This window comes from Novosphingobium sp. TK46, assembly GCF_055361525.1.
In genome coordinates this window covers 722,782-741,564 of sequence record NZ_CM143963.1, presented here as the reverse complement: position 1 = coordinate 741,564, position 18,783 = coordinate 722,782, and the positions used below count along the sequence as shown (strand labels likewise).

The 18,783-nt window shown below is 65.1% G+C and carries 20 protein-coding genes; 14 read left to right on the top strand and 6 right to left on the bottom strand.

The window, feature by feature from the left end; genetic code table 11:
• Positions 1–112 precede the first annotated feature (112 nt).
• Positions 113–289: a hypothetical protein gene (locus ACXJ1Z_RS03470; RefSeq protein ID WP_463779558.1), complete on the top strand. Its 177-nt coding sequence runs from the start codon at positions 113–115 to the stop codon at positions 287–289.
• Positions 290–337: 48 nt separating this feature from the next.
• Here the strand turns inward: ACXJ1Z_RS03470 and ruvX are convergent, their stop codons facing one another.
• Positions 338–805, bottom strand: coding sequence for a Holliday junction resolvase RuvX (ruvX, locus tag ACXJ1Z_RS03465; protein WP_463781158.1), 468 nt, complete (start codon positions 803–805; stop codon positions 338–340).
• A 167-nt stretch (positions 806–972) separates the two neighbouring features.
• Here ruvX and ACXJ1Z_RS03460 point away from each other — a divergent pair, with 167 nt between their 5' ends.
• Entirely contained in the window at positions 973–3,030 is a 2,058-nt protein-coding gene (locus ACXJ1Z_RS03460; RefSeq protein WP_463779557.1) for a PQQ-dependent dehydrogenase, methanol/ethanol family, read from the top strand.
• A gap of 31 nt (positions 3,031–3,061) precedes the next feature.
• Here the strand turns inward: ACXJ1Z_RS03460 and uvrB are convergent, their stop codons facing one another.
• Entirely contained in the window at positions 3,062–5,248 is a 2,187-nt protein-coding gene (uvrB, locus tag ACXJ1Z_RS03455) for an excinuclease ABC subunit UvrB (RefSeq protein WP_463779556.1), read from the bottom strand.
• A gap of 95 nt (positions 5,249–5,343) precedes the next feature.
• On the opposite strand from uvrB, the gene ACXJ1Z_RS03450 reads away from it, so the two are divergent.
• Both ACXJ1Z_RS03450 and ACXJ1Z_RS03445 read left to right on the top strand, forming a co-directional pair.
• Complete coding sequence (locus ACXJ1Z_RS03450) at positions 5,344–5,892, top strand: DUF3617 domain-containing protein (protein ID WP_463779555.1); 549 nt, start codon at positions 5,344–5,346, stop codon at positions 5,890–5,892.
• 172 nt (positions 5,893–6,064) lie between these two features.
• Entirely contained in the window at positions 6,065–6,820 is a 756-nt protein-coding gene (locus tag ACXJ1Z_RS03445) for an esterase/lipase family protein (protein ID WP_463781156.1), read from the top strand.
• 27 nt (positions 6,821–6,847) lie between these two features.
• Here ACXJ1Z_RS03445 and ACXJ1Z_RS03440 read toward each other — a convergent pair whose 3' ends face one another.
• Positions 6,848–8,356 (bottom strand): YifB family Mg chelatase-like AAA ATPase, encoded by a 1,509-nt coding sequence (locus tag ACXJ1Z_RS03440; RefSeq protein WP_463779554.1) that lies wholly within the window; start codon positions 8,354–8,356, stop codon positions 6,848–6,850.
• Between the two features lie 240 nt (positions 8,357–8,596).
• On the opposite strand from ACXJ1Z_RS03440, the gene rpmH reads away from it, so the two are divergent.
• From rpmH to ACXJ1Z_RS03410, 6 genes are all read left to right on the top strand, one after another.
• A complete protein-coding gene (rpmH, locus tag ACXJ1Z_RS03435) occupies positions 8,597–8,731 on the top strand; it encodes a 50S ribosomal protein L34 (protein WP_463779553.1) in 135 nt (44 codons plus the stop codon).
• A 162-nt stretch (positions 8,732–8,893) separates the two neighbouring features.
• Entirely contained in the window at positions 8,894–9,244 is a 351-nt protein-coding gene (gene rnpA, locus ACXJ1Z_RS03430) for a ribonuclease P protein component (protein WP_463781155.1), read from the top strand.
• A gap of 17 nt (positions 9,245–9,261) precedes the next feature.
• Positions 9,262–9,486 carry a membrane protein insertion efficiency factor YidD gene (yidD, locus tag ACXJ1Z_RS03425; protein ID WP_463781154.1) on the top strand — a complete coding sequence of 75 codons (225 nt, stop codon included), beginning with the start codon at positions 9,262–9,264 and terminating at the stop codon, positions 9,484–9,486.
• Positions 9,487–9,554: 68 nt separating this feature from the next.
• Positions 9,555–11,315: a membrane protein insertase YidC gene (gene yidC, locus ACXJ1Z_RS03420; RefSeq protein ID WP_463779551.1), complete on the top strand. Its 1,761-nt coding sequence runs from the start codon at positions 9,555–9,557 to the stop codon at positions 11,313–11,315.
• A gap of 3 nt (positions 11,316–11,318) precedes the next feature.
• Positions 11,319–11,960 (top strand): ribosome biogenesis GTP-binding protein YihA/YsxC, encoded by a 642-nt coding sequence (gene yihA / locus ACXJ1Z_RS03415; RefSeq protein ID WP_463779549.1) that lies wholly within the window; start codon positions 11,319–11,321, stop codon positions 11,958–11,960.
• Between the two features lie 65 nt (positions 11,961–12,025).
• Positions 12,026–12,898 carry an NAD(P)-dependent oxidoreductase gene (locus tag ACXJ1Z_RS03410; protein WP_463779548.1) on the top strand — a complete coding sequence of 291 codons (873 nt, stop codon included), beginning with the start codon at positions 12,026–12,028 and terminating at the stop codon, positions 12,896–12,898.
• A 38-nt stretch (positions 12,899–12,936) separates the two neighbouring features.
• On the opposite strand, the gene ACXJ1Z_RS03405 is transcribed toward ACXJ1Z_RS03410, so the two are convergent.
• The gene (locus tag ACXJ1Z_RS03405; protein ID WP_463779546.1) at positions 12,937–13,278 is read right to left on the bottom strand and encodes a hypothetical protein; all 342 of its coding nucleotides are present in this window, start codon (positions 13,276–13,278) and stop codon (positions 12,937–12,939) included.
• A gap of 453 nt (positions 13,279–13,731) precedes the next feature.
• Here ACXJ1Z_RS03405 and ACXJ1Z_RS03400 point away from each other — a divergent pair, with 453 nt between their 5' ends.
• From ACXJ1Z_RS03400 to ACXJ1Z_RS03385, 4 genes are all read left to right on the top strand, one after another.
• Positions 13,732–14,400, top strand: a complete 669-nt coding sequence (locus ACXJ1Z_RS03400) for a glutathione S-transferase family protein (protein WP_463779545.1) — start codon at positions 13,732–13,734, stop codon at positions 14,398–14,400.
• Complete coding sequence (locus ACXJ1Z_RS03395) at positions 14,397–15,245, top strand: S1/P1 nuclease (protein WP_463779543.1); 849 nt, start codon at positions 14,397–14,399, stop codon at positions 15,243–15,245. Before ACXJ1Z_RS03400 ends, ACXJ1Z_RS03395 begins: the two co-directional genes overlap by 4 nt.
• Before the next feature lie 50 nt (positions 15,246–15,295).
• A complete protein-coding gene (gene dapE, locus ACXJ1Z_RS03390; protein WP_463779541.1) occupies positions 15,296–16,444 on the top strand; it encodes a succinyl-diaminopimelate desuccinylase in 1,149 nt (382 codons plus the stop codon).
• 163 nt (positions 16,445–16,607) lie between these two features.
• Positions 16,608–17,942, top strand: coding sequence for a dicarboxylate/amino acid:cation symporter (locus ACXJ1Z_RS03385; RefSeq protein ID WP_463779540.1), 1,335 nt, complete (start codon positions 16,608–16,610; stop codon positions 17,940–17,942).
• Between the two features lie 6 nt (positions 17,943–17,948).
• Here the strand turns inward: ACXJ1Z_RS03385 and ACXJ1Z_RS03380 are convergent, their stop codons facing one another.
• The gene (locus tag ACXJ1Z_RS03380; protein ID WP_463779538.1) at positions 17,949–18,107 is read right to left on the bottom strand and encodes a hypothetical protein; all 159 of its coding nucleotides are present in this window, start codon (positions 18,105–18,107) and stop codon (positions 17,949–17,951) included.
• Entirely contained in the window at positions 18,104–18,778 is a 675-nt protein-coding gene (gene nth / locus ACXJ1Z_RS03375) for an endonuclease III (protein WP_463779537.1), read from the bottom strand. Before nth ends, ACXJ1Z_RS03380 begins: the two co-directional genes overlap by 4 nt.
• Between the last annotated feature and the right edge of the window lie 5 nt (positions 18,779–18,783).

Sequence of the window (18,783 nt, the reverse complement as noted above, 5' to 3'; positions counted from 1 at the left end):
GCGTCGTCGCGCCTCGCTTACACAATCGCACAATTGGCGACGCGCCTGGCATAGGTGTGTGACAGGCATGGTCGAGAAGCTGCGTCATCGATCGACAGCGAAAGAATCCCCGATGGCCCGCATGCTTCTGACCCTCGCGACACTTGCCACGACCTGCGGCATCGCCACCGGGATCACCGCAAGCCGCGTCGACACGCCTTCGCGCGAGGTGCAGATCGTGGGGCAGGAGCAACCGCTGGATCTTGGCGGTGTGGTCGTCACCGCCTCGGCGCTCCCCGCAGAGGGTTGAAGTCCGGACAGCGGCTGTCTTTGAGAAACGATCAAGCCGCCGTCAGGGTTAGAATGCTGCGCCCGACAGCGCATCGATCGCGCCTTGCAGGATTACCGCGGCTGCGGCCGAATCGATGCGTTCTGCGCGCTTTGCCCGGCTCATGTCCTGGGCGATGAGATCGCGTTCGGCACCGCTGGTCGACCAGCGCTCATCCCACAGCAGGATCGGCAGGTTCAAGATCGCCAGATTGCGCGCATAGGCGCGGCTCGATTGGGCTCTCGGCCCCGAACTTCCGTCCATGTTGAGCGGCAGGCCGATGACGATCCCCTTGATCGAGCGTTCGTGGATCAAGGCCTCTATCGCCGCCTTGTCCGCGCCGAACTTGCCACGTTTGAGCGTCTTGCCTGGCGAGGCGATGCGCCATCCGGCATCGCAGAACGCCGTGCCGATCGTCTGCGTGCCAAGGTCGAGGGCGATCAGCCCGCCGCCTGCGGGAAGGCCCGCACGATACTCCAGCGTACTGGTGGTAATCACGGGCGGCGTGGATTTCGCGGCGGGGGTTTCCAAGCTTGCTTGTGCTCCTGGCCGATTTACGGGCCCGCGCCGCTATAGCCGCCGGACGGCGCGTGACAAGCAAACCGGCGCTTGCACTCATCCGAGCCTGTGCCACACCCCTGCACGGGAAAACGGGTGAAAAGCCGATGACGAGGATGATGGTTCTGGCGGCGCTGGCGCTGCTCACGACGGCGGGCTGCGCCCGCAAGGCGGACCCGGGCGAGGTGGGTAGCGGCGCCGATTGGGCTTTCCATGGCGGCGGGGTCGACGAAAGCGGGTTCAGCCGGCTCGATGAGATCGATACGGGAGATGTCAGCCGGCTCGGCCTGGCCTGGGCGCTGGATCTTCCCGGCGAAGTGACGCTGGAGGCGACCCCGCTGGCGGTGAACGGCGTGCTGTACTTTTCCGGCACGTACTCGGCCGTCTATGCGGTCGACGCCGCGACCGGCAAGCTGCTGTGGAAGCACGATCCAGAGATCTGGAAGCATGAGCCCGAGCGCATGCGCCTCAATTTCGCCGCCAATCGCGGCGTCGCCTATGCCAATGGGCGGGTGTTCGTGACCAGCTTCGATGGGCGGATGATCGCGCTGGATGCCAAGACCGGTAAGCAGGCCTGGACCACCCCGACGCTCGCCCCGGGCACCGCCTACTTCAGCACCGGCGCGCCGCTGGCGTTTGGCGACAAGGTGATGATCGGCAACGGTGGCGGCGATTTCGGTTCGCGCGGCTACGTCACCGCCTATGACCAGGCCACCGGCAAGCAGGCTTGGCGGTTCTACGTCGTGCCCGGCAGCCCGCAACAGAACAAGGGCGACCCGGCGATGGAAGCCGCCGCCAGGACCTGGGCGGGAGAATACTGGAAGACCGGCAGCGGCGGCACCGTGTGGAATTCGATGATCTACGATCCGGAGCTGAACCGCGTCTACATCGGCACGGGCAACTCCGGCCCGTACGATCCGCAAGTCCGCAGCCCCGGCAACGGCGACAACCTCTATCTGGTATCGATCGTCGCGCTTGATGCCGCCACCGGCAAGTACGTCTGGCACTATCAGGAAAACCCGCGCGAGGCCTGGGACTACAAGGCGACCGCCAACATCGTCGCCGCCACGCTGCAGATCGATGGCAAGCCGCGCAAAGTGCTGCTGCACGCGCCCGTCAACGGCTTTTTCTACGTGCTCGACCGACAGACGGGCAAGCTGCTCTCGGCCGAAAAGACCGGCAAGGTGACCTGGGCCGATCGCATCGACCTGACGACCGGACGCCCGGTGGAACGCCCAGGCATCCGCTATGAGAAGGCGGGATTCGATATGTATCCCGGGCCTGCCGGGCGCCATAACTGGCAACCGATGGCCTACAGCCCGCAAACGGGTCTGGTCTATATGCCGGCACAGAACCAGGGCATTCGGTTTGCCGCGAGCAGGGTTGGCGCACCCAGCATGGCGGTGAGCCCGGCGGGCGCGATGGAACTGATCGACGAGCATCCCGACGATCGCACCGGCTGGCTGCTGGCATGGAACCCGCAGACGCAAACGGAGGCGTGGAAGGTAAAGCTGCCCACCTTCTGGAATGGCGGCGTGCTGACGACGAACGGCGGGTTGGTGTTCCAGGGCACGGCCGACGGCAAATTCAGCGGCTACGACGCGAAAGACGGCAGTCGTTTGTGGCAGTTCAACGCCGGCCATGGCTTTCAGGGCGCACCGATAAGCTATGCGGTGAAGGGCAGGCAGTATGTGGCGATTCTGTCCGGATATGGTGGCGCGGCGCCGGTCGGCGGCAACAACGTCGGCTGGAAATACGGCGCGCCGCGCCGCCTGCTGGCCTTCGCGCTGGATGGCAAGGCCAAGCTGCCGCCTGTCGCGCGCGCCGATACATCGGTTCACGCCGTGGATGACCCGAAGATCATGTTGGATGACGGGGACGTGAAGGCCGGCGCCGGCCTCTACGTCACCTGCTCGCTATGCCATGGCAAGGATGCGGTCGCCGGCGGCACCGCGCCTGATCTTCGCGAGTCGATGGTCCCGCTGGACGCCAACGCTTTCCGTTCGGTGGTGCATGACGGCGCCTTGCTGCGAAACGGCATGCCGCGCTTCGACGACCTGACCGATACGCAACTGCGCCAGATCAGAGCATATGTCCGTGCTCGGGCAAGAGAGGCACTGGGAAAAGTAGGGCCCGCGCCCAAGACGAAGGCGGCCCGCTACTGATCGCCGCCCTGTCCATCGCGAAAGTTCGGTATCACTTCCCGAACTTTCGCTGTGACTTGCCGTATCGCGTCTTGCGCGTGCCCGGCTTGCCTTCATTGCTGCGGCCGACGATCGGCGCGCGCTTGTCCTTGTCGGGTATGCCAAGCTCGTCGCCTTCGAGCTTGCGAATCTCGTCGCGCAAGCGCCCGGCTTCCTCGAATTCGAGGTCGGCGGCAGCGGCGCGCATCTTCTTTTCGAGGTCCTCGATATAGCCACGCAGGTTGTGGCCGACGAGGTTGTTGGCGCCTTCCGCGTCAATGTCGATCAGTACGCCATCGCGGCTCGCGGTGTCGGCGACGATGTCGGCGATGCGGCGCTTGATGGTGACGGGGGTGATGTCGTTGGCGAGGTTGAACTCGTGCTGGCGCGCGCGGCGTCGATCGGTTTCGGCGATGGCGCGTTCCATGCTGCCGGTCATGCGGTCGGCATAGAGGATCACGCGACCGTCGACGTTGCGAGCGGCGCGGCCGATGGTCTGGATCAGCGAGGTTTCCGAGCGAAGGAAGCCTTCCTTGTCGGCGTCGAGGATGCAGACGAGCCCACACTCGGGGATGTCGAGACCTTCGCGCAACAGGTTGATGCCGATCAGCACGTCGTAGACGCCCAGCCGCAAATCGCGGATCAGTTCGATGCGCTCCAGCGTCTCGACGTCGGAGTGCATGTAGCGCACGCGCACGCCCTGTTCGTGCATGAACTCTGTCAGATCCTCGGCCATGCGCTTGGTCAGCGTGGTGACGAGGGTGCGGAAGCCGGCAGCGGCGGTCTTCTTGCACTCGGCGATGCAGTCCTGCACCTGATCCTCTACCGGGCGGATCTCGACCGGCGGGTCGATCAGGCCGGTGGGGCGAATGACCTGCTCGGCGAACACGCCACCCGACTGCTCCATCTCCCACGAACCAGGCGTCGCTGACACCGCCACGGTTTGCGGGCGCATCGCGTCCCACTCGTTGAAGCGCAACGGGCGGTTGTCGATGCAACTGGGCAAGCGAAAGCCGTATTCGGCCAGCGTGATCTTGCGGCGGTGATCGCCCTTCGCCATCGCGCCGACCTGGGGCACGGTCTGATGGCTCTCGTCGACGAACAGCAGCGCGTTTTCTGGCAGGTACTCGAACAGCGTTGGTGGCGGCTCGCCGGGCAGGCGGCCCGAGAGGAAGCGGCTGTAGTTCTCGATGCCGTTGCACGATCCGGTGGCGGCGATCATTTCGAGGTCGAAGTTGGTGCGTTGCTCCAGCCGCTGGGCCTCCAGCAAGCGACCTTCGATCTCCAGCTCCTTCAGCCGCTCGGTCAGCTCGAACTTGATGGCCTCGCTCGCCTGCTTCATCGTCGGGCCGGGCGTCACGTAGTGCGAGTTCGCGTACACGCGCACCTTTTCGAGGCTCTGTCCCTTCTTGCCGGTGAGCGGGTCGAACTCGGCGATATCCTCGATGTCGTCACCGAAGAAGCTGATCCGCCAGGCGGTGTCCTCGAGGTGCGAGGGGTAGATCTCTAGGTTGTCGCCGCGCACGCGGAAGTTGCCGCGTTGGAAGGCGGCGTCGTTGCGCTTGTACTGTAGCGCCACCAGCTTGCGGATCGTCTCGCGCTGGTCGGCCTTCTCGCCCTTCTTGAGGTCGAAGATCATTGCCGAGTACGTCTCGACCGAGCCGATGCCGTAGATGCACGAGACCGAGGCGACGATGATCACGTCGTCGCGCTCCAGCAGCGACCGTGTCGCCGAGTGGCGCATGCGGTCAATCGCCTCGTTCACCGAGCTTTCCTTCTCGATGTAGGTGTCCGACCGCGGCACGTAGGCTTCGGGCTGGTAGTAGTCGTAGTAAGAGACGAAATACTCGACCGCGTTGTCCGGGAAGAAGTCCTTGAACTCGGAATAGAGTTGCGCGGCCAGGATCTTGTTGGGCGCCAGGATCAGGGCCGGGCGCTGCAGCTCCTCGATCACCTTGGCCATGGTGAAGGTCTTGCCCGAGCCGGTGACGCCCAGCAGCACTTGCGTCTTGTCGCCATCCTGGGTGCCGGCAACGAGATCGGCGATCGCGGTGGGCTGGTCACCGGCGGGCTCGTAATCGGACTTGATGACGAAGCGCTTGCCCGGGAGCGACTTTTCCGGCCGCTTGGGCTTATGCGGTATGAAGTTGCCGGAGGTGTCGGGCTCTTCCAGCCCGCGACGGATAACGAGTTCTGCCATGGCGGAACATATGGGGTATGCCGATGCCGCCCGCAACGGCGTCGGCTTGCCTGCTGGGTCAGGGGCGCTAGGGTGGAACAACTTAGGGGAGGATCATGATGCATTTCGCACTTAGGCCGTTCGCACTTTGCGCTGTCGCCGCCGTCACGCTTGCCGGATGCGGTGACAAGAAACCCGATGCCACGGCGAGCGAGGGCGCTGCCACCGCGAGCGCTACCGCCGAATCGGTCAAGCCGCGCCCCGGCCATTGGGATGTGAAGCTGGAGATGACCGACTTCGATGTTCCCGGAATGCCTGCGGAAATAAAGCAGACGATCGGGAAGCAGATCGCCCAGGCCGGCGCGATGGCGACGTGCCTCACGCCCGAACAGGCGGCGCGCAACGATGGCAAGTTTTTCGAACCCAAGAACAACAAGGATTGTACCTCGGAAAGCTTCGCGATGGAGAACGGCAAGCTGGACGCCAAGATGGTCTGCTCGCGCGCCGGCACCAAGCAAACGGTCGCGATGAAGGGTACCTATGGCGCTGACGCCTATGACCTGACGCTCAATTCTCAGGGCGATGCCAACGGGCAGCCGATGAAGATGACCATGCACGTCACCGGCAAGCGGACCGGCGAGTGCAATGGCAAGGAGCGTGGCTGAGCGTTTGCCGATATTGGTCGCGCAGCCTCGCGCTTGTTCAGCTTCTGTTTGCGCATAGTAGGCCAGGGTGGAAACTTCGAACTGGTGAAGTTCGTTCGAAAGGCCTCGTCCTCAATCCTGAGCGCCGAGCTCAACGAGAATGAAGGCAAACGGAACACAAGTGGCAGACGTGATGGCAGTGGCGGGCAATTTTTGGCGAAATGCGGGTAAAGCGCACGGAGAGTTCGTGCGCCGCTCCGCACTTGCACGCGAGCCGCGTCCGGAGGGGGTGAGCGGTCCACCCTTGCGGTATTTGTGGGGGGAGCTGGCCTCGCTGCGCCGGCAACGTGTCGCTTCCGGTCCGATCGAGGCGCTGCGCCCGCAACCGGTCATGCTGCTGCCCGGTTTCGGCGCGCATCCCAACCGAATGAAGCCGCTGGCCGATGGCCTGATCGCCGCCGGACACGAAGTGCATGACTGGGGGCTGGGGCTCAATCTTGGCCCGAGTGAGCAGAACTTCGCCTTTCAGATGCGCCGTGTCGGCGCGCTGGCCCGTCAGCACAAGGCGCCGATAGCCCTCGTCGGCTGGAGCCTGGGCGGATTGTTCGCGCGTGAGATCGCGCGGCGCCAGCCTCAGAACGTCTCGCGCGTCATCACTCTAGGCACGCCGTTTTCGGGCAATCCCCGCGCCAACAACGCGTGGCGTGCGTATCAGGCGATTACCGGCCATTCGGTCGACTCGCCCCCCGTCACTTGTGAATTGCGCGGAAAACCGCCGGTGCCGACGATCGCCTTGTGGAGCCCGCGCGATGGGGTGATCCAGCCGCGTTCTGCTTGTGGCTGGCCAGACGAGCGCGACCGGGCGGTGGCCCTGCGCTGCTCGCACCTCGGTTTCGCGCGCGATCCCAGCGTGATCGCCGAAGTGATCCGCCAACTCGATCTCGACTGAAGCTGCTCCGGCCGTGCTGATGCGCCTTCAAGCTCGAGGTGGGCGGCGGCGATAGCTCAGCGCCTCGGCAACGTGGATGCGCCCGATGGTAGGTGCCTGGGCAAGGTCCGCGATGGTTCTCGCGACCCTCAGGATTCGCGTATAGCCCCTTGCCGAGAGGCGCATCGTCTCGGCGGCCTGCATCATCAGCTTGCGCCCGGCATCGTCGGGAGTTGCATGAGCATCCAGCGAGTCGCCGTCGAGTTCAGCATTGGTGCGCAGTCCGGTGCCTTCGAGGCGGACGGTTTGGATCGCGCGAGCGTTCGCGACCCGCGCTGCCACTTCGGTGCTGCCCTCGGCCGCAGGTGGAAGCGCGAGATCGGCGGCGCTGACCGGATCCACGTCGACATGGAGGTCGACGCGATCGAGCAGTGGACCGCTGATCTTGCTCTGGTATTCGGCGGCGCACTTCGGGGCCCGGCTGCAGCCGAGCGCGGGGTCTCCCAAGTGTCCGCAGCGGCACGGGTTCATCGCCGCGATCAGCTGGACGCGTGCAGGATAGGTCACATGCGCGTTGGCGCGGGCGACGCTGACTTCTCCGGTTTCGAGCGGCTGGCGCAGCGAATCGAGCACCGCGCGCTGGAACTCGGGCAACTCGTCGAGGAACAGCACGCCAAGGTGCGCCATCGATACCTCACCCGGCTTCACTCGCAATCCCCCGCCGGTCAGCGCGGCCATGGAGGCCGAGTGATGGGGGGCACGGTAAGGGCGCGCGCGGCTGATGCGACCCTCCTCCAGCGTCCCGGCGACGCTCGCCACCATCGAGGTTTCGAGCGCCTCGCCCGCGGTGAGTGGCGGTAGAATGCCGGGCAGGCAGCTGGCCAGCAGCGATTTGCCGGCGCCGGGTGGTCCGATGAATAGCAGGTTGTGCGATCCCGCCGCGGCGATCTCGAGCGCGCGCTTGGCGGTTTCCTGGCCTTTGACCTGACGAAGATCCGGCCCGCGCGGTGGCGAATCGGCCTTACCCGGTTCGGGCACCGGCAGGACTTGCGTCCCCTTGAGATGGTTGAGCAGGCTGACGAGGTTGGGGGTGGCCAGCACGGGTACGCCGCTGGCCCAGCGGGCCTCCGATCCTTGCGCGGCGGGGCAGATCAGCCCCTTGTCCGCAGCGCTGGCGTGGAGCGCCGCCAGCAACACGCCGGGTGACGCGATGACCCGGCCGTCCAGCGCAAGCTCTCCCACCGCCACGAAGTCGCCGAGTTGCTCGGCATCGGCCACGCCCATCGCGGCAAGCAGCGAAAGCGCGATCGGCAGATCGTAGTGCGAGCCTTCCTTGGGAAGGTCGGCGGGGGACAGGTTTACCGTGATCCGTTTGGGGGGAAGGGCCAGACCCATCGACGAAAGCGCGGCGGTGACGCGCTGGCGGCTTTCACCGATGGCCTTGTCGGGCAAGCCGACGACGTGGAAGCAGGGCATGCCCGCCGCCACCTGGCACTGTACCTCGACGCCCCGCGCCTCCAAGCCAAGATAGGCCACCGTCGAGACGAGCGCGACCAACTGCTGATTTTCCCCGATTGCCCTGGCTATCAGCTGTGTCTCCGCGACACCGACAAGTCGAGTTACATTGCTGTAACCGGCGGTCGTAGGCTATGCTTGTGACGCAAGTGGCGTTGGTGCTCCGAGGTCCCTTGCCTTGACTCACCGACATCGGTGCACTAACGGCGCCAGCCTGATCAACGCACGCTCCGATTGTGGGCGGCCGTTTTCGTTCGACACGTTCCAGTTTGAGGTTTCGTCATGAAGCGCACGTTCCAGCCCAGCAACCTCGTCCGCGCTCGTCGCCATGGCTTCCGCCTGCGTTCGGCTACGCCGGGCGGCCGCAAGATTCTGCGCGCCCGCCGTGCGCGTGGCCGCAAGAAGCTGTCGGCCTGAATCAGGCACCCGCTGGATAGGCTTCGGCAAGAGGCTAGATCCCGCTAGGCGGCGCCGACCCTCGCTCTTGCGTATATTGCGCGAGGGCATGGGTCCGGTGCCGCTTCGTTTGGCGCGGCCTGCATCGACCTCCCCGCCTCTGTGACTATTCCTTACATCGTGATGGCGCGGCGTGCCGATTTCCTGGCCGCCAACCGTGGGTTGCGAGTCGCGCGGGCCGGCTTCGTGTTGTTGGCTCAGCCGAACCAGAGCCTGGGCGTTCGCCTGGGCATCACCGTCACCAAGAAGATCGGCAATGCCGTCGTGCGCAACCGCATGAAGCGCCGATTCCGGGCGCTCGCGCGTGAGATCCTGCCACTTCACGGCTTGCCCGATACCGACCATGTCCTGATCGGTCGCGAGGGCGGGGTCGAGCGGGACTATGCGCTGTTGCGCGACGAACTGGTCGCGGCACTCGGCCGGGCGCAAGCGGGCAAAGGCGATCCGCCGCGGCGAAAGCGCGATAAACGCTGATGCGCCGCCTCCTTTCCATGGTTACCGCCTTGCCGCGACAGGCTTTCATCGTCGTCGCGAAGGCTTGGCAGCTTGGCCCCTCGCGGTTCATGCCACCGACTTGCCGCTTCCATCCATCTTGCTCGCAGTACGCCATCGAAGCGCTTGGCCGGCATGGTGCGATTAAGGGTGGCTGGCTGGCGATCAAGCGTATATTGCGCTGCAACCCTTGGGGCGGGCATGGCCCAGACCCTGTGCCCTGACCCCCCGTGCCCTGACGTGTCCGCAAGGCACGGCGGGCAGCCGCTAGTATCGGGACTTTGAACGCTTCGTGGAAAATCAGCGCAACATCATTCTAGCGGTCCTGCTGACCGCTCTCGTCCTGTTCGGTTGGGATGCGGGCGTCGGGTACTTCTACCCGCAAAGCAAGACGCCGGCGCAAGTCGTCGCCAATGGCGGCGCGGACAAGGCTGTCAGCCCGCTCAAGCCGACTCGCGAAGGTGGCATCCGCGATGCCGCCGACCTTCAGCTGGAGCAGCAGGATCTCAGGACCGCACTTGCCTCTGGTGGACGGGTGCCGATCGTGGCCCCGGGCGTCGCCGGATCGATCAACCTGCAGGGCGCCGTACTCGATGATCTGGTGCTCAACCGCCATCGCGAGACCGTGAAGAAGGACTCGGGACCGGTCCGTATCTATTCACCTGCCGGCACGCCCGCGCAGGAGTTCGCGCAGTTCGGCTGGGTCGGAGAGGGCATCGCCACTCCGAACGCGCAGACGATCTGGACGGCACCCGCCGGCGCCAAGCTGACTCCCCAGTCGCCCCTGACGCTCACCTGGCGCAACCCGACCGGCCAGACATTCTCGCTGACGTTCGCGATCGATAACGACTATCTGATCACCACCAGCCAGCGCATTGCCAATGGCGGCGCCGGCCCGATCAGCGTTCAGCCGTTCGGACTGATCAACCGCACCGATCTTACCGCCAGCCTCGACACCTGGAACGTCCACTCCGGCCCGATCGGCGCATTCGACGGGTCGGTCGCGTTCAACACCAATTACTCTGATGTTGTTGACGGTGGCACCGTCGTGAAGCCGGGCCGCACCAACTGGATCGGCTTTACCGACGTGTACTGGATGTCCGTCCTGGCGCCGGTAAACGCACCTGCCACCGGTACTTTCAGGGCGCTTGGAAAGAACCTGTTCCGGTCCGACCTCATGTACGAACGGGCCGTGGTGCAGCCGGGCCAGAGCCTGGAGCACACGACCAAGCTGTTCGCCGGCGCCAAGGAGCACTCGGTCCTCGATCGCTACGAGGATGGCGGCATCACCAAGTTCGGTCTCTCGATCGACTGGGGTTGGTTCCGCTGGTTCGAAAAGCCGATCTTCTGGCTGCTCACCTCGTTGTTCAAGCTGGTCGGCAACTTCGGCGTCGCCATCATCCTGCTGACCGTCATCGTGCGCGGGATCATGTTCCCGGTCGCGCAGCGCCAGTTCTCCAGCATGGCGGCGATGAAGGCCCTGCAGCCCAAGATGAAGGCGATCCAGGAACGCTACAAGGACGACAAGCAGACGCAGCAGCAAAAGATCATGGAGCTGTACAAGACGGAAAAGGTCAATCCGCTTGCCGGCTGCCTGCCCGTCTTCCTGCAGATCCCGGTGTTCTTCGCGCTGTACAAGACGCTGATGCTGGCGATCGAGATGCGCCATCAGCCGTTCGTGCTGTGGATCAAGGATCTGTCCGCGCCCGATCCGCTGCACATCCTCAACCTGTTCGGCCTGCTGCCGTTCGATCCCCCCAGCTTCCTCGGAATCGGCGTGCTGGCGGTGATCCTGGGCATCACCATGTTCCTGCAGTTCAAGCTGAACCCGGCTCAGGGCGATCCGGCGCAGCAGCAGGTGATGATGCTGATGCCGTGGTTCATGATGTTCGTCATGGCGCCATTTGCGGCAGGTCTGCTGATCTACTGGTGCACATCCAACCTGCTCACCATCGCCCAGCAGCAGTTCCTTTACAGCCGGCATCCGCAGTTGCGCGCGCAGGCCGAAAGGGATGCGGCCGACAAGAAACGGGTCGCTGCGGCGAAGGGTTGATTGATGGACGATATCATCCCCGAAGACGCAGAGATCGCGCGCAAGTTGTTCGCCGGACCGGTCAACTTCCTGTTGAGCGCGCCGCAACTGCAATTCCTGCCCGAGCCGGAGCTTGCCGAAGTGGCGTTCTGTGGCCGGTCTAACGTGGGCAAGTCTTCGCTGCTCAACGCGCTGACCGGACGCAAGGCGATCGCCCGCACGTCGGTCACGCCGGGGCGGACGCAGGAACTGAACTTCTTCGACGTCGGTGATCCGCGTGTGTTCCGGCTGGTCGACATGCCGGGCTACGGCTTTGCCAAGGCCCCTCCGGCGGTGGTCGAAAAGTGGCGGCAACTGGTGCGCGACTATCTGCGCGGTCGGGTCGTGCTGAAGCGTACGCTGTTGCTGATCGACGCGCGGCATGGCCCCAAGGCGGTCGATCTTGATATGATGAAGATGCTCGATCAGGCAGCCGTCGGCTATCGCATCGTTCTGACCAAGGCGGACAAGATCAAGGCCAGCGAGCTTGACGCAGTGGTCGCCGTGACCGAGGCCGAGGCGCGCAAGCATGCGGCCGCCTACCCGGTGGTTCATATCACCTCGTCCGAGAAGGGCTTGGGTATCGCCGAACTGCGCACCGCGATCCTGACCGACATCACGACCTGACCATCACGGAACCTGACGGTTCGACGCGTCGTTCCCAAACGGCGGAGCGGGTCGAAAGGGTTCTCATGAAGGTTGGGTTTGTCGGGCTGGGGCAGATGGGTCACGCCATCGCCGCGAACATGTTGGCTGGCGGACACGACCTGACGGTCTGGAACCGCAGTCCGGAAAAGGCCGATGCTCTCGTGGCGAAAGGCGCCGCGCTCGCGGCCAGTCCGGCGGATGCCGCCAAGGGTGGCATCGTCTTCACCATGCTTGCCGACGACGCAGCGCTGGAAGCGGTGACGTTTGGCGAGCACGGGATACTGACGGCACCCGCGCCCGTGCTGCATGTCTCGTTGAGCACGATCAGCCCCGATCTGTCCGCGCGCCTTGCGAATGCTCATCGCGAACACGGTGGCCGGTTCGTCGCCGCGCCGGTGTTCGGGCGACCCGATGCGGCGGCTGCGGCCAAGTTGTTCGTCGTCGCGGCGGGCGATGCAGCTGACATCGAGGAGTGTCGACCGCTGTTCGAAGCCATCGGCCAGCGTACGTTCGTGGTCGCTGACCGACCGGACGCGGCCAACGTCGTCAAGCTGTGCGGAAACTTCATGATCATGGCGTCGGTCGAGGCGCTGGGGGAAGCTTTGACGCTCGCCGCCAAGAACGGCGTGGCGCGCGCCGCGATGCTCGAGGTGCTCACTGAAACACTGTTCGGCGGGCTGGTGCACCGAAATTACGGCAAGATGCTGGTCGAGGAGACGTATCGCCCCGCAGGTTTCGCCGCGCCGCTCGGCCTCAAGGACATGCGGCTTGTCGATGCCGTCGCCGAAAAATCGCGGGTGCCGATGCCCTTGCTGGGCGTTGTACGCGACCATCTGCTGTCCACCATCGCACGCGAAGGCGAGGACATCGACTGGTCGGGCATCGGCAAGATCATCGCCGCCGACGCGGGGCTGTAGTTCCGCTCGATACGGGGTAGGTCATCGCGCGCGATCGCTTACCTCGGTGGCGGGGCATCCTTGAGGTCGGCGCTGCCGATGTGCCACCGCAGTTGTGCGGGGCTCGCTCCGTCGACATCGTTGACCCGTCTAACGACGACGTCGCCTGCCAGGCGAAAGGGCGCGTTCGTCTGCGTGGTGCCGGTCACCACCACGGGCACGGTGTAGTACAGCGACCCCATCCCGGCATCGCTCTCGCCAGCCCCCATGGTGACCTTGATGGTGCGATAGCGACCCCACCATCGCGTAAAGGCGGAGCGGCTTGCCGGAGGGCTGCCGAACTGCTCCCAAGCCACACCGAACTGCCGCGTCTCCAGACCATGAGCCCAGGTCCGTATCACGGCGCGGGCACCCTTTTCGCCTTTTTCGTCCCTAGCCGAAAGCGGTGCCGCCGGGAGCGAAGGCGGGATTGGCGGCGCCGGGGGAGGGGTCGCCGTTGGTGCCGCAGCCGGAAGCACGGAGCCAGGATCGGGCGAAGTCTTCGGCTGCGATGGCGCTGCGGGAGCTGCAGGCGCGGCCTCCCCGGCGATCGGTGACGGCGCCTCGCTAGGCATCCCGTCCTCGGCCGCCTTGGTTGGATCGGTTGTCGTACCGGAACTACCACAGCCCGTCAGCGCTAATGCACCGGTGGCGGCCAGAAGGAAGGACTTGATCATCATTAACTCCTTGGCCCTCGATAATGCGCGCCGCCGGCCTGTGGTTCCGCGAGAGGCGGGCATGCCATCCAGCGTTCATCATCGACACGCGCAGGCTGAACCTCTAGGCGCGAAGCTGCAGCAGGAGGGATGCCGCCCATGAAGCTGATCATCGGCAACAAGAATTATTCGAGCTGGAGCCTGCGCGCCTGGCTCGCCGTCAAGCAGTCGGGCGTCGGGTTCGAGGAACTGACCGTGCCGATTCTCGACGAGGATTGGGAGCAGCGCAAGCGCAGCTCCGAGGAACTGGCGCCATCGTCGGGCAAGGTGCCGGTGCTGTGGGACGGCGACGCGGTCGTCTGGGACAGTGTGGCGATCATCGAATACCTTGCCGACAAGGTCGGGCGCGACCGCTTCTGGCCCAAGGACGATGCCGCGCGGGCGATGGCACGGTCGATGGTGGCGGAGATGCACTCCAGCTATCTGCCGCTGCGCCGCGCGTTGCCGATGAACGTGCGCGCCAAGGCGCATGGCGCGACCATCGACGCCGATGTCCGCGCCGACATCGTGCGCATCCTGACGCTCTGGGCTGAGGCGCGGGCACGGTTCGGGCGCGGCGGGCCGTTCCTGTTCGGGACGTTCAGCGCCGCCGACGTGATCTATGCACCCGTGGTCAGCCGTTTCCGCACGTATGGCATCGGCGTGCCCGGCTTCGCGGCTTCCTACATGCAGGCGATGTGGGAGCACGAGTGGATGCGTCAATGGGTCGCAGCGGCCGAGTCCGAGGATTGGGTTATCGAGCAATACGAGACGCCGGTCGTCGCATGATCCGGCGCCTGACGGTCATCCTCGCGGCGCTGGCGGGTAGCTGGTGCGCGCCGGTGCTGGCATGGGGTGCTTATGGTCATCGCACGGTCGCGGCGATCGCGCTGGAGAACGTCACACCGGCAACCCGCGCGCGCATCGCGGTGCTGCTCAAGGCCGAGCGGGGGCTTGGCACGCCCAAGTGCCGGGTCCGCAGCCTGGAGGACGCGGCCGTCTGGCCTGATTGCCTCAAGGGCGAAAGCTGGCGCTGGGGTTACGCGTCACCGTGGCATTATCAGGACGAGCCGGTCTGCGGCGCCTTCGACGTCAAGGCAGACTGCGCCAACGGCAACTGCGTCAGTGCCCAGATCGAGCGCAATCGTCGCATCCTGGCCGATCGCACGTTGCCGGCGGCGCAGCGACTCGAGGCTTTGGCGTTCCTCGCCCACTTCATCGGCGACATCCATCAGCCGCTTCACGGCGCGGACAATCATGACCAGGGTGGTAACGCGGTAAAGACGCCATACGGCATCGCACCGGGCTGGAACCTGCATTCGATCTGGGACACCGCGATGGCCGAGCGGGCGATCAGCGCCGCAAAGCCGCCTCTGGTGCGCCGCTACGATGCTGCCGAGCGGGCCGATCTGAGCGGTGGCAAACCCGAAGACTGGTTGCGCGAAAGCTGGCAGATCGCGCGCGACTTTCTCTATCCGCAGGCGTTCGGCGGCAAGATCCCCTGCGACAAGCCCGAGCCCAAGGTCACGACCTGGCCCGAACCGGTGATCGCCGCGAGCCTGCCGATCGTGCAGAGGCGGGTCGAGCAGGCCGGACTGCGCCTCGCCGCCATGCTGGACGGCACGCTGGGCTGAAAGCGACTGCGGCTTGTCGCAGGGGCGATGCCTATGCCACAGGAGCAGGCATGAGCCAGACCGAACCAGCCGCCGCACCGTCAGTCGTCGAGATGGCCCGTGCGCTGATGGCCTGCCCCAGCGTGACGCCGGCCACCGGTGCGGTGTTCGACTGCCTGGAAGACCAGCTCTCGCCGCTTGGCTTCGAGGTGATCCGCTTTATCACCGGAGAGGCGCCGGACGGCCCGGTCGAGAACCTGCTCGCCATCCGGCGTGGGCCGGAAGGATCGCGCCACTTCGCGTTCGCCGGCCATCTCGATGTCGTGCCGCCAGGAGAAGCGTGGACGAGCGCTCCCTTCACGCCCGAGATCCGGGGCGACCTGCTCTATGGTCGCGGCGCGGTCGACATGAAGGGCTCGATCGCGGCGATGGTGGCGGCCGCACGCGGAGTTCCGGTGGCGGCCGGGACGATCAGCTTCATCATTACCGGCGACGAGGAAGGCTCCGCACGCTTCGGAACGGTCGCCCTGATCGAACGGATGCGCGAAGTGGATGCCATTCCGGACTTGTGCCTGGTGGGAGAGCCCACGTCCTCCAGCCAACTGGGCGACATGGTCAAGATCGGTCGGCGCGGATCGGTCAACATCTTCATCGATGTCGAAGGTGTGCAAGGCCACGTCGCCTACCCGCATCTGGCCGACAACCCCATCACGCGCCTTGTCGCGCTGCTGGCCGAGCTCAAGGCGATGCCGCTCGACGAGGGCACTGACTGGTTCCAGCCATCGAACCTGGAAGTCACCGATCTGACCGTCGGCAATCCGGCGCACAATCTGATCCCAGCCAAGGCCAGCGCGCGGCTGTCGATCCGGTTCAACGACCAGCATACCGGCACTGGCCTCGCCGAGCGGGTGAGCGCCGTCGCCGCGCGCCATGGCGGCACCGCGCGGGCGGTGATTTCCGGCGAAGCCTTTTTGACGCAGCCCGGCGAATTTTCCGCCATGGTGGTCGCGGCGGTGAAGTCCGAAACGGGGATCACGCCCGAACTGTCGACCACCGGCGGCACCTCCGACGCGCGGTTTCTCAAGGCCGTGTCGCCGGTAATCGAGTTCGGACTGTGCAACGCGACCATGCACAAGCGCGACGAAGCGGTGGCGGTGCCCGATCTGGAGACCCTGTCGCGCATCTATCGCCGGATTAGCGAGGCGGTCCTGCGCGGCTGAGCCGGCAGGCGCTGCCGGAGATCCGGCCGAACCGTCTTTGGGGTGCGATTTCGGGTTGGCGAGCAAGCCTCGTCGGACAACTCGGCGCTTGCCTTGCGGTGGCCCCCTTGCTTCGTGTGCGCCGGGCGGCGACAAGGGATACGCCCCAAGAGGACCCGATTGCATGACTGACGCCGTAGCGGCCCAGACCACGACGACGAGCACAACGACGGAAACCCATGCCAATGGTTTGCAATGGCGGATCCTGATCGGCTTCATCGCCGGTCTCGGTGCCGGATTGCTGGTCTATACCTTCGCAGCCAATGCGCCTTGGGTTTCCACCGTGGTTACGTACGTCACCGGGCCGATCGGGCAGGTGTTCCTGCGCCTGCTGTTCATGCTGGTATTACCGTTGCTGTTCTCGGCGCTGGTCATCGGCATTGCCGAGATGGGCGAGATCAAGGCGCTCAAGCGGGTCGGGCTGGCGACCCTGATCTATACCGTCATCGTTTCGGGGATCGCGGTGGCGCTGTCGCTGCTGCTGGTCAACGTGCTGCGCCCGGGTGCGGGCGTCGATCGCGAGGCGGCGCAGGCGCTGCTGGCGCAAGGGGGCAAGGCGGCGTCGGGCATCGTCGCCGCATCCAAGGACGCCAAGAGCGGCGTCGATGCTGTGCTCAGCCTGGTGCCGACCAATGTCATTACCGCGATGAGCGAGAACGACATCCTGGCGGTCATGTTCTTCGCGCTGTTCTTCGGCATCGGCATCCTGCTGGTGCAATCGCCCAAGACCGACGTGCTCAAGGATTCGATCGAGGGCGTGTTCGAAGTGGCGATGAAGCTGATCGGCATCGTCATCCAGCTCGCACCGTTCGCGATCTTCTGCTTCATGTTCAACCTGGCCGCGCAGTTTGGCTGGGATCTGCTGTTCAAGCTGGCGGCCTACGTCGGCGTCGTGCTGCTGGCACTGGGCCTGCAGATGTTCGGCGTATTCTCGCTGCTGCTCAAGTTCGTGGCGAAGAAAAGTCCGATCGCGTTCTTTCGCCAGACTCGCGAGGCGAGCGTGATGGCGTTTTCCACCGCCAGTTCGAACGCCACGCTGCCAACTTCGCTGCGCATCGCGGAGGAGGAGTTGAAGCTGCCGGCCCGCGTCGCGCGCTTCGTATTGACCATCGGCGCGACCGCCAACCAGAACGGCACCGCGATGTTCGAAGGCGTGACCGTGCTGTTTCTGGCGCAGTTCTTCGGGGTCGATCTGAACCTTGGTCAGCAGGTATTCGTAATGCTGGTGTGCATCCTGGCTGGCGTCGGGACGGCAGGAGTACCAGCGGGATCTCTGCCGGTGATCGCGCTGATCCTGAACGGTGTCGGGGTTCCGCCCGAGGGGATCGGCCTGATCCTGGGGGTCGATCGCTTCCTCGACATGTGCCGCACGACGCTCAACGTGGTCGGCGACCTGGTCGCGGCGACGGTGATTTCGGCGGTGAGCAGCGACGACAAGGATGTCGTCGCGGCGGCCTGAGGGGATTCAGAACAGCGCGACGGCAAGCTCAAGTAACGGCCCCAGCAGCGATATGAGCTGCCAGAGCAGCCACAGCACCGTCAGAACGATCGACGTCGCGATGAACCAGTGTTCCTTGCAGTAGTAGACGTAGCGCAGCCAGAACCGCTTCAGCCAGCGTTTCACTGCGGTGCTTTCGGTTTCGCCTTGCCTGGCTTTGCCAGCACTTTCGCCTTGTAGGCGCACAGATCCACCACCGGGCAGCGCCAGCACTCGGGCGTCCGGGCCTTGCAGGTGTAGCGGCCGTGCAGGATCAGCCAGTGATGCGCGCCCACCCGGAAGGGCCCGGGGACGTTTTTCTCGAGGCCTTTCTCGACCGCCAGCGGTGTCTTGCCCTTGGCAAGGCCGGTGCGGTTGCAGACGCGAAAGATGTGCGTGTCGACCGCGAAGGTCTCGGCTCCATGCGCCGAGTTCAACACTACGTTTGCCGTCTTGCGGCCGACGCCAGGCAGAGCCGTGAGCGCATCGCGGTCTGCCGGTACTTCGCCGCCATGATCGCGCATCAGGATCTCGGACAAGCCGATGACGTGCTTGGCCTTCGAGTTGAACAGGCCGATGGTCTTGATGTGCTGCTTGAGGCCTTCCTCGCCCAGGTCCAGCATTTGCGCCGGGGTAGTGACGTCGCGAAACAGCGCGCGGGTTGCCTTGTTCACCCCGGCATCGGTCGATTGCGCCGAGAGCACGACCGCCACCAACAGTTGATAGACGTTGTCGCGGGCATATTCGAGCTCGGTCTGTGGATCGGGATTGAGCTCCGCCAGCCGGCGAAAGAACTCGAAGGTGTTAGCCTTGTTCACGTCTG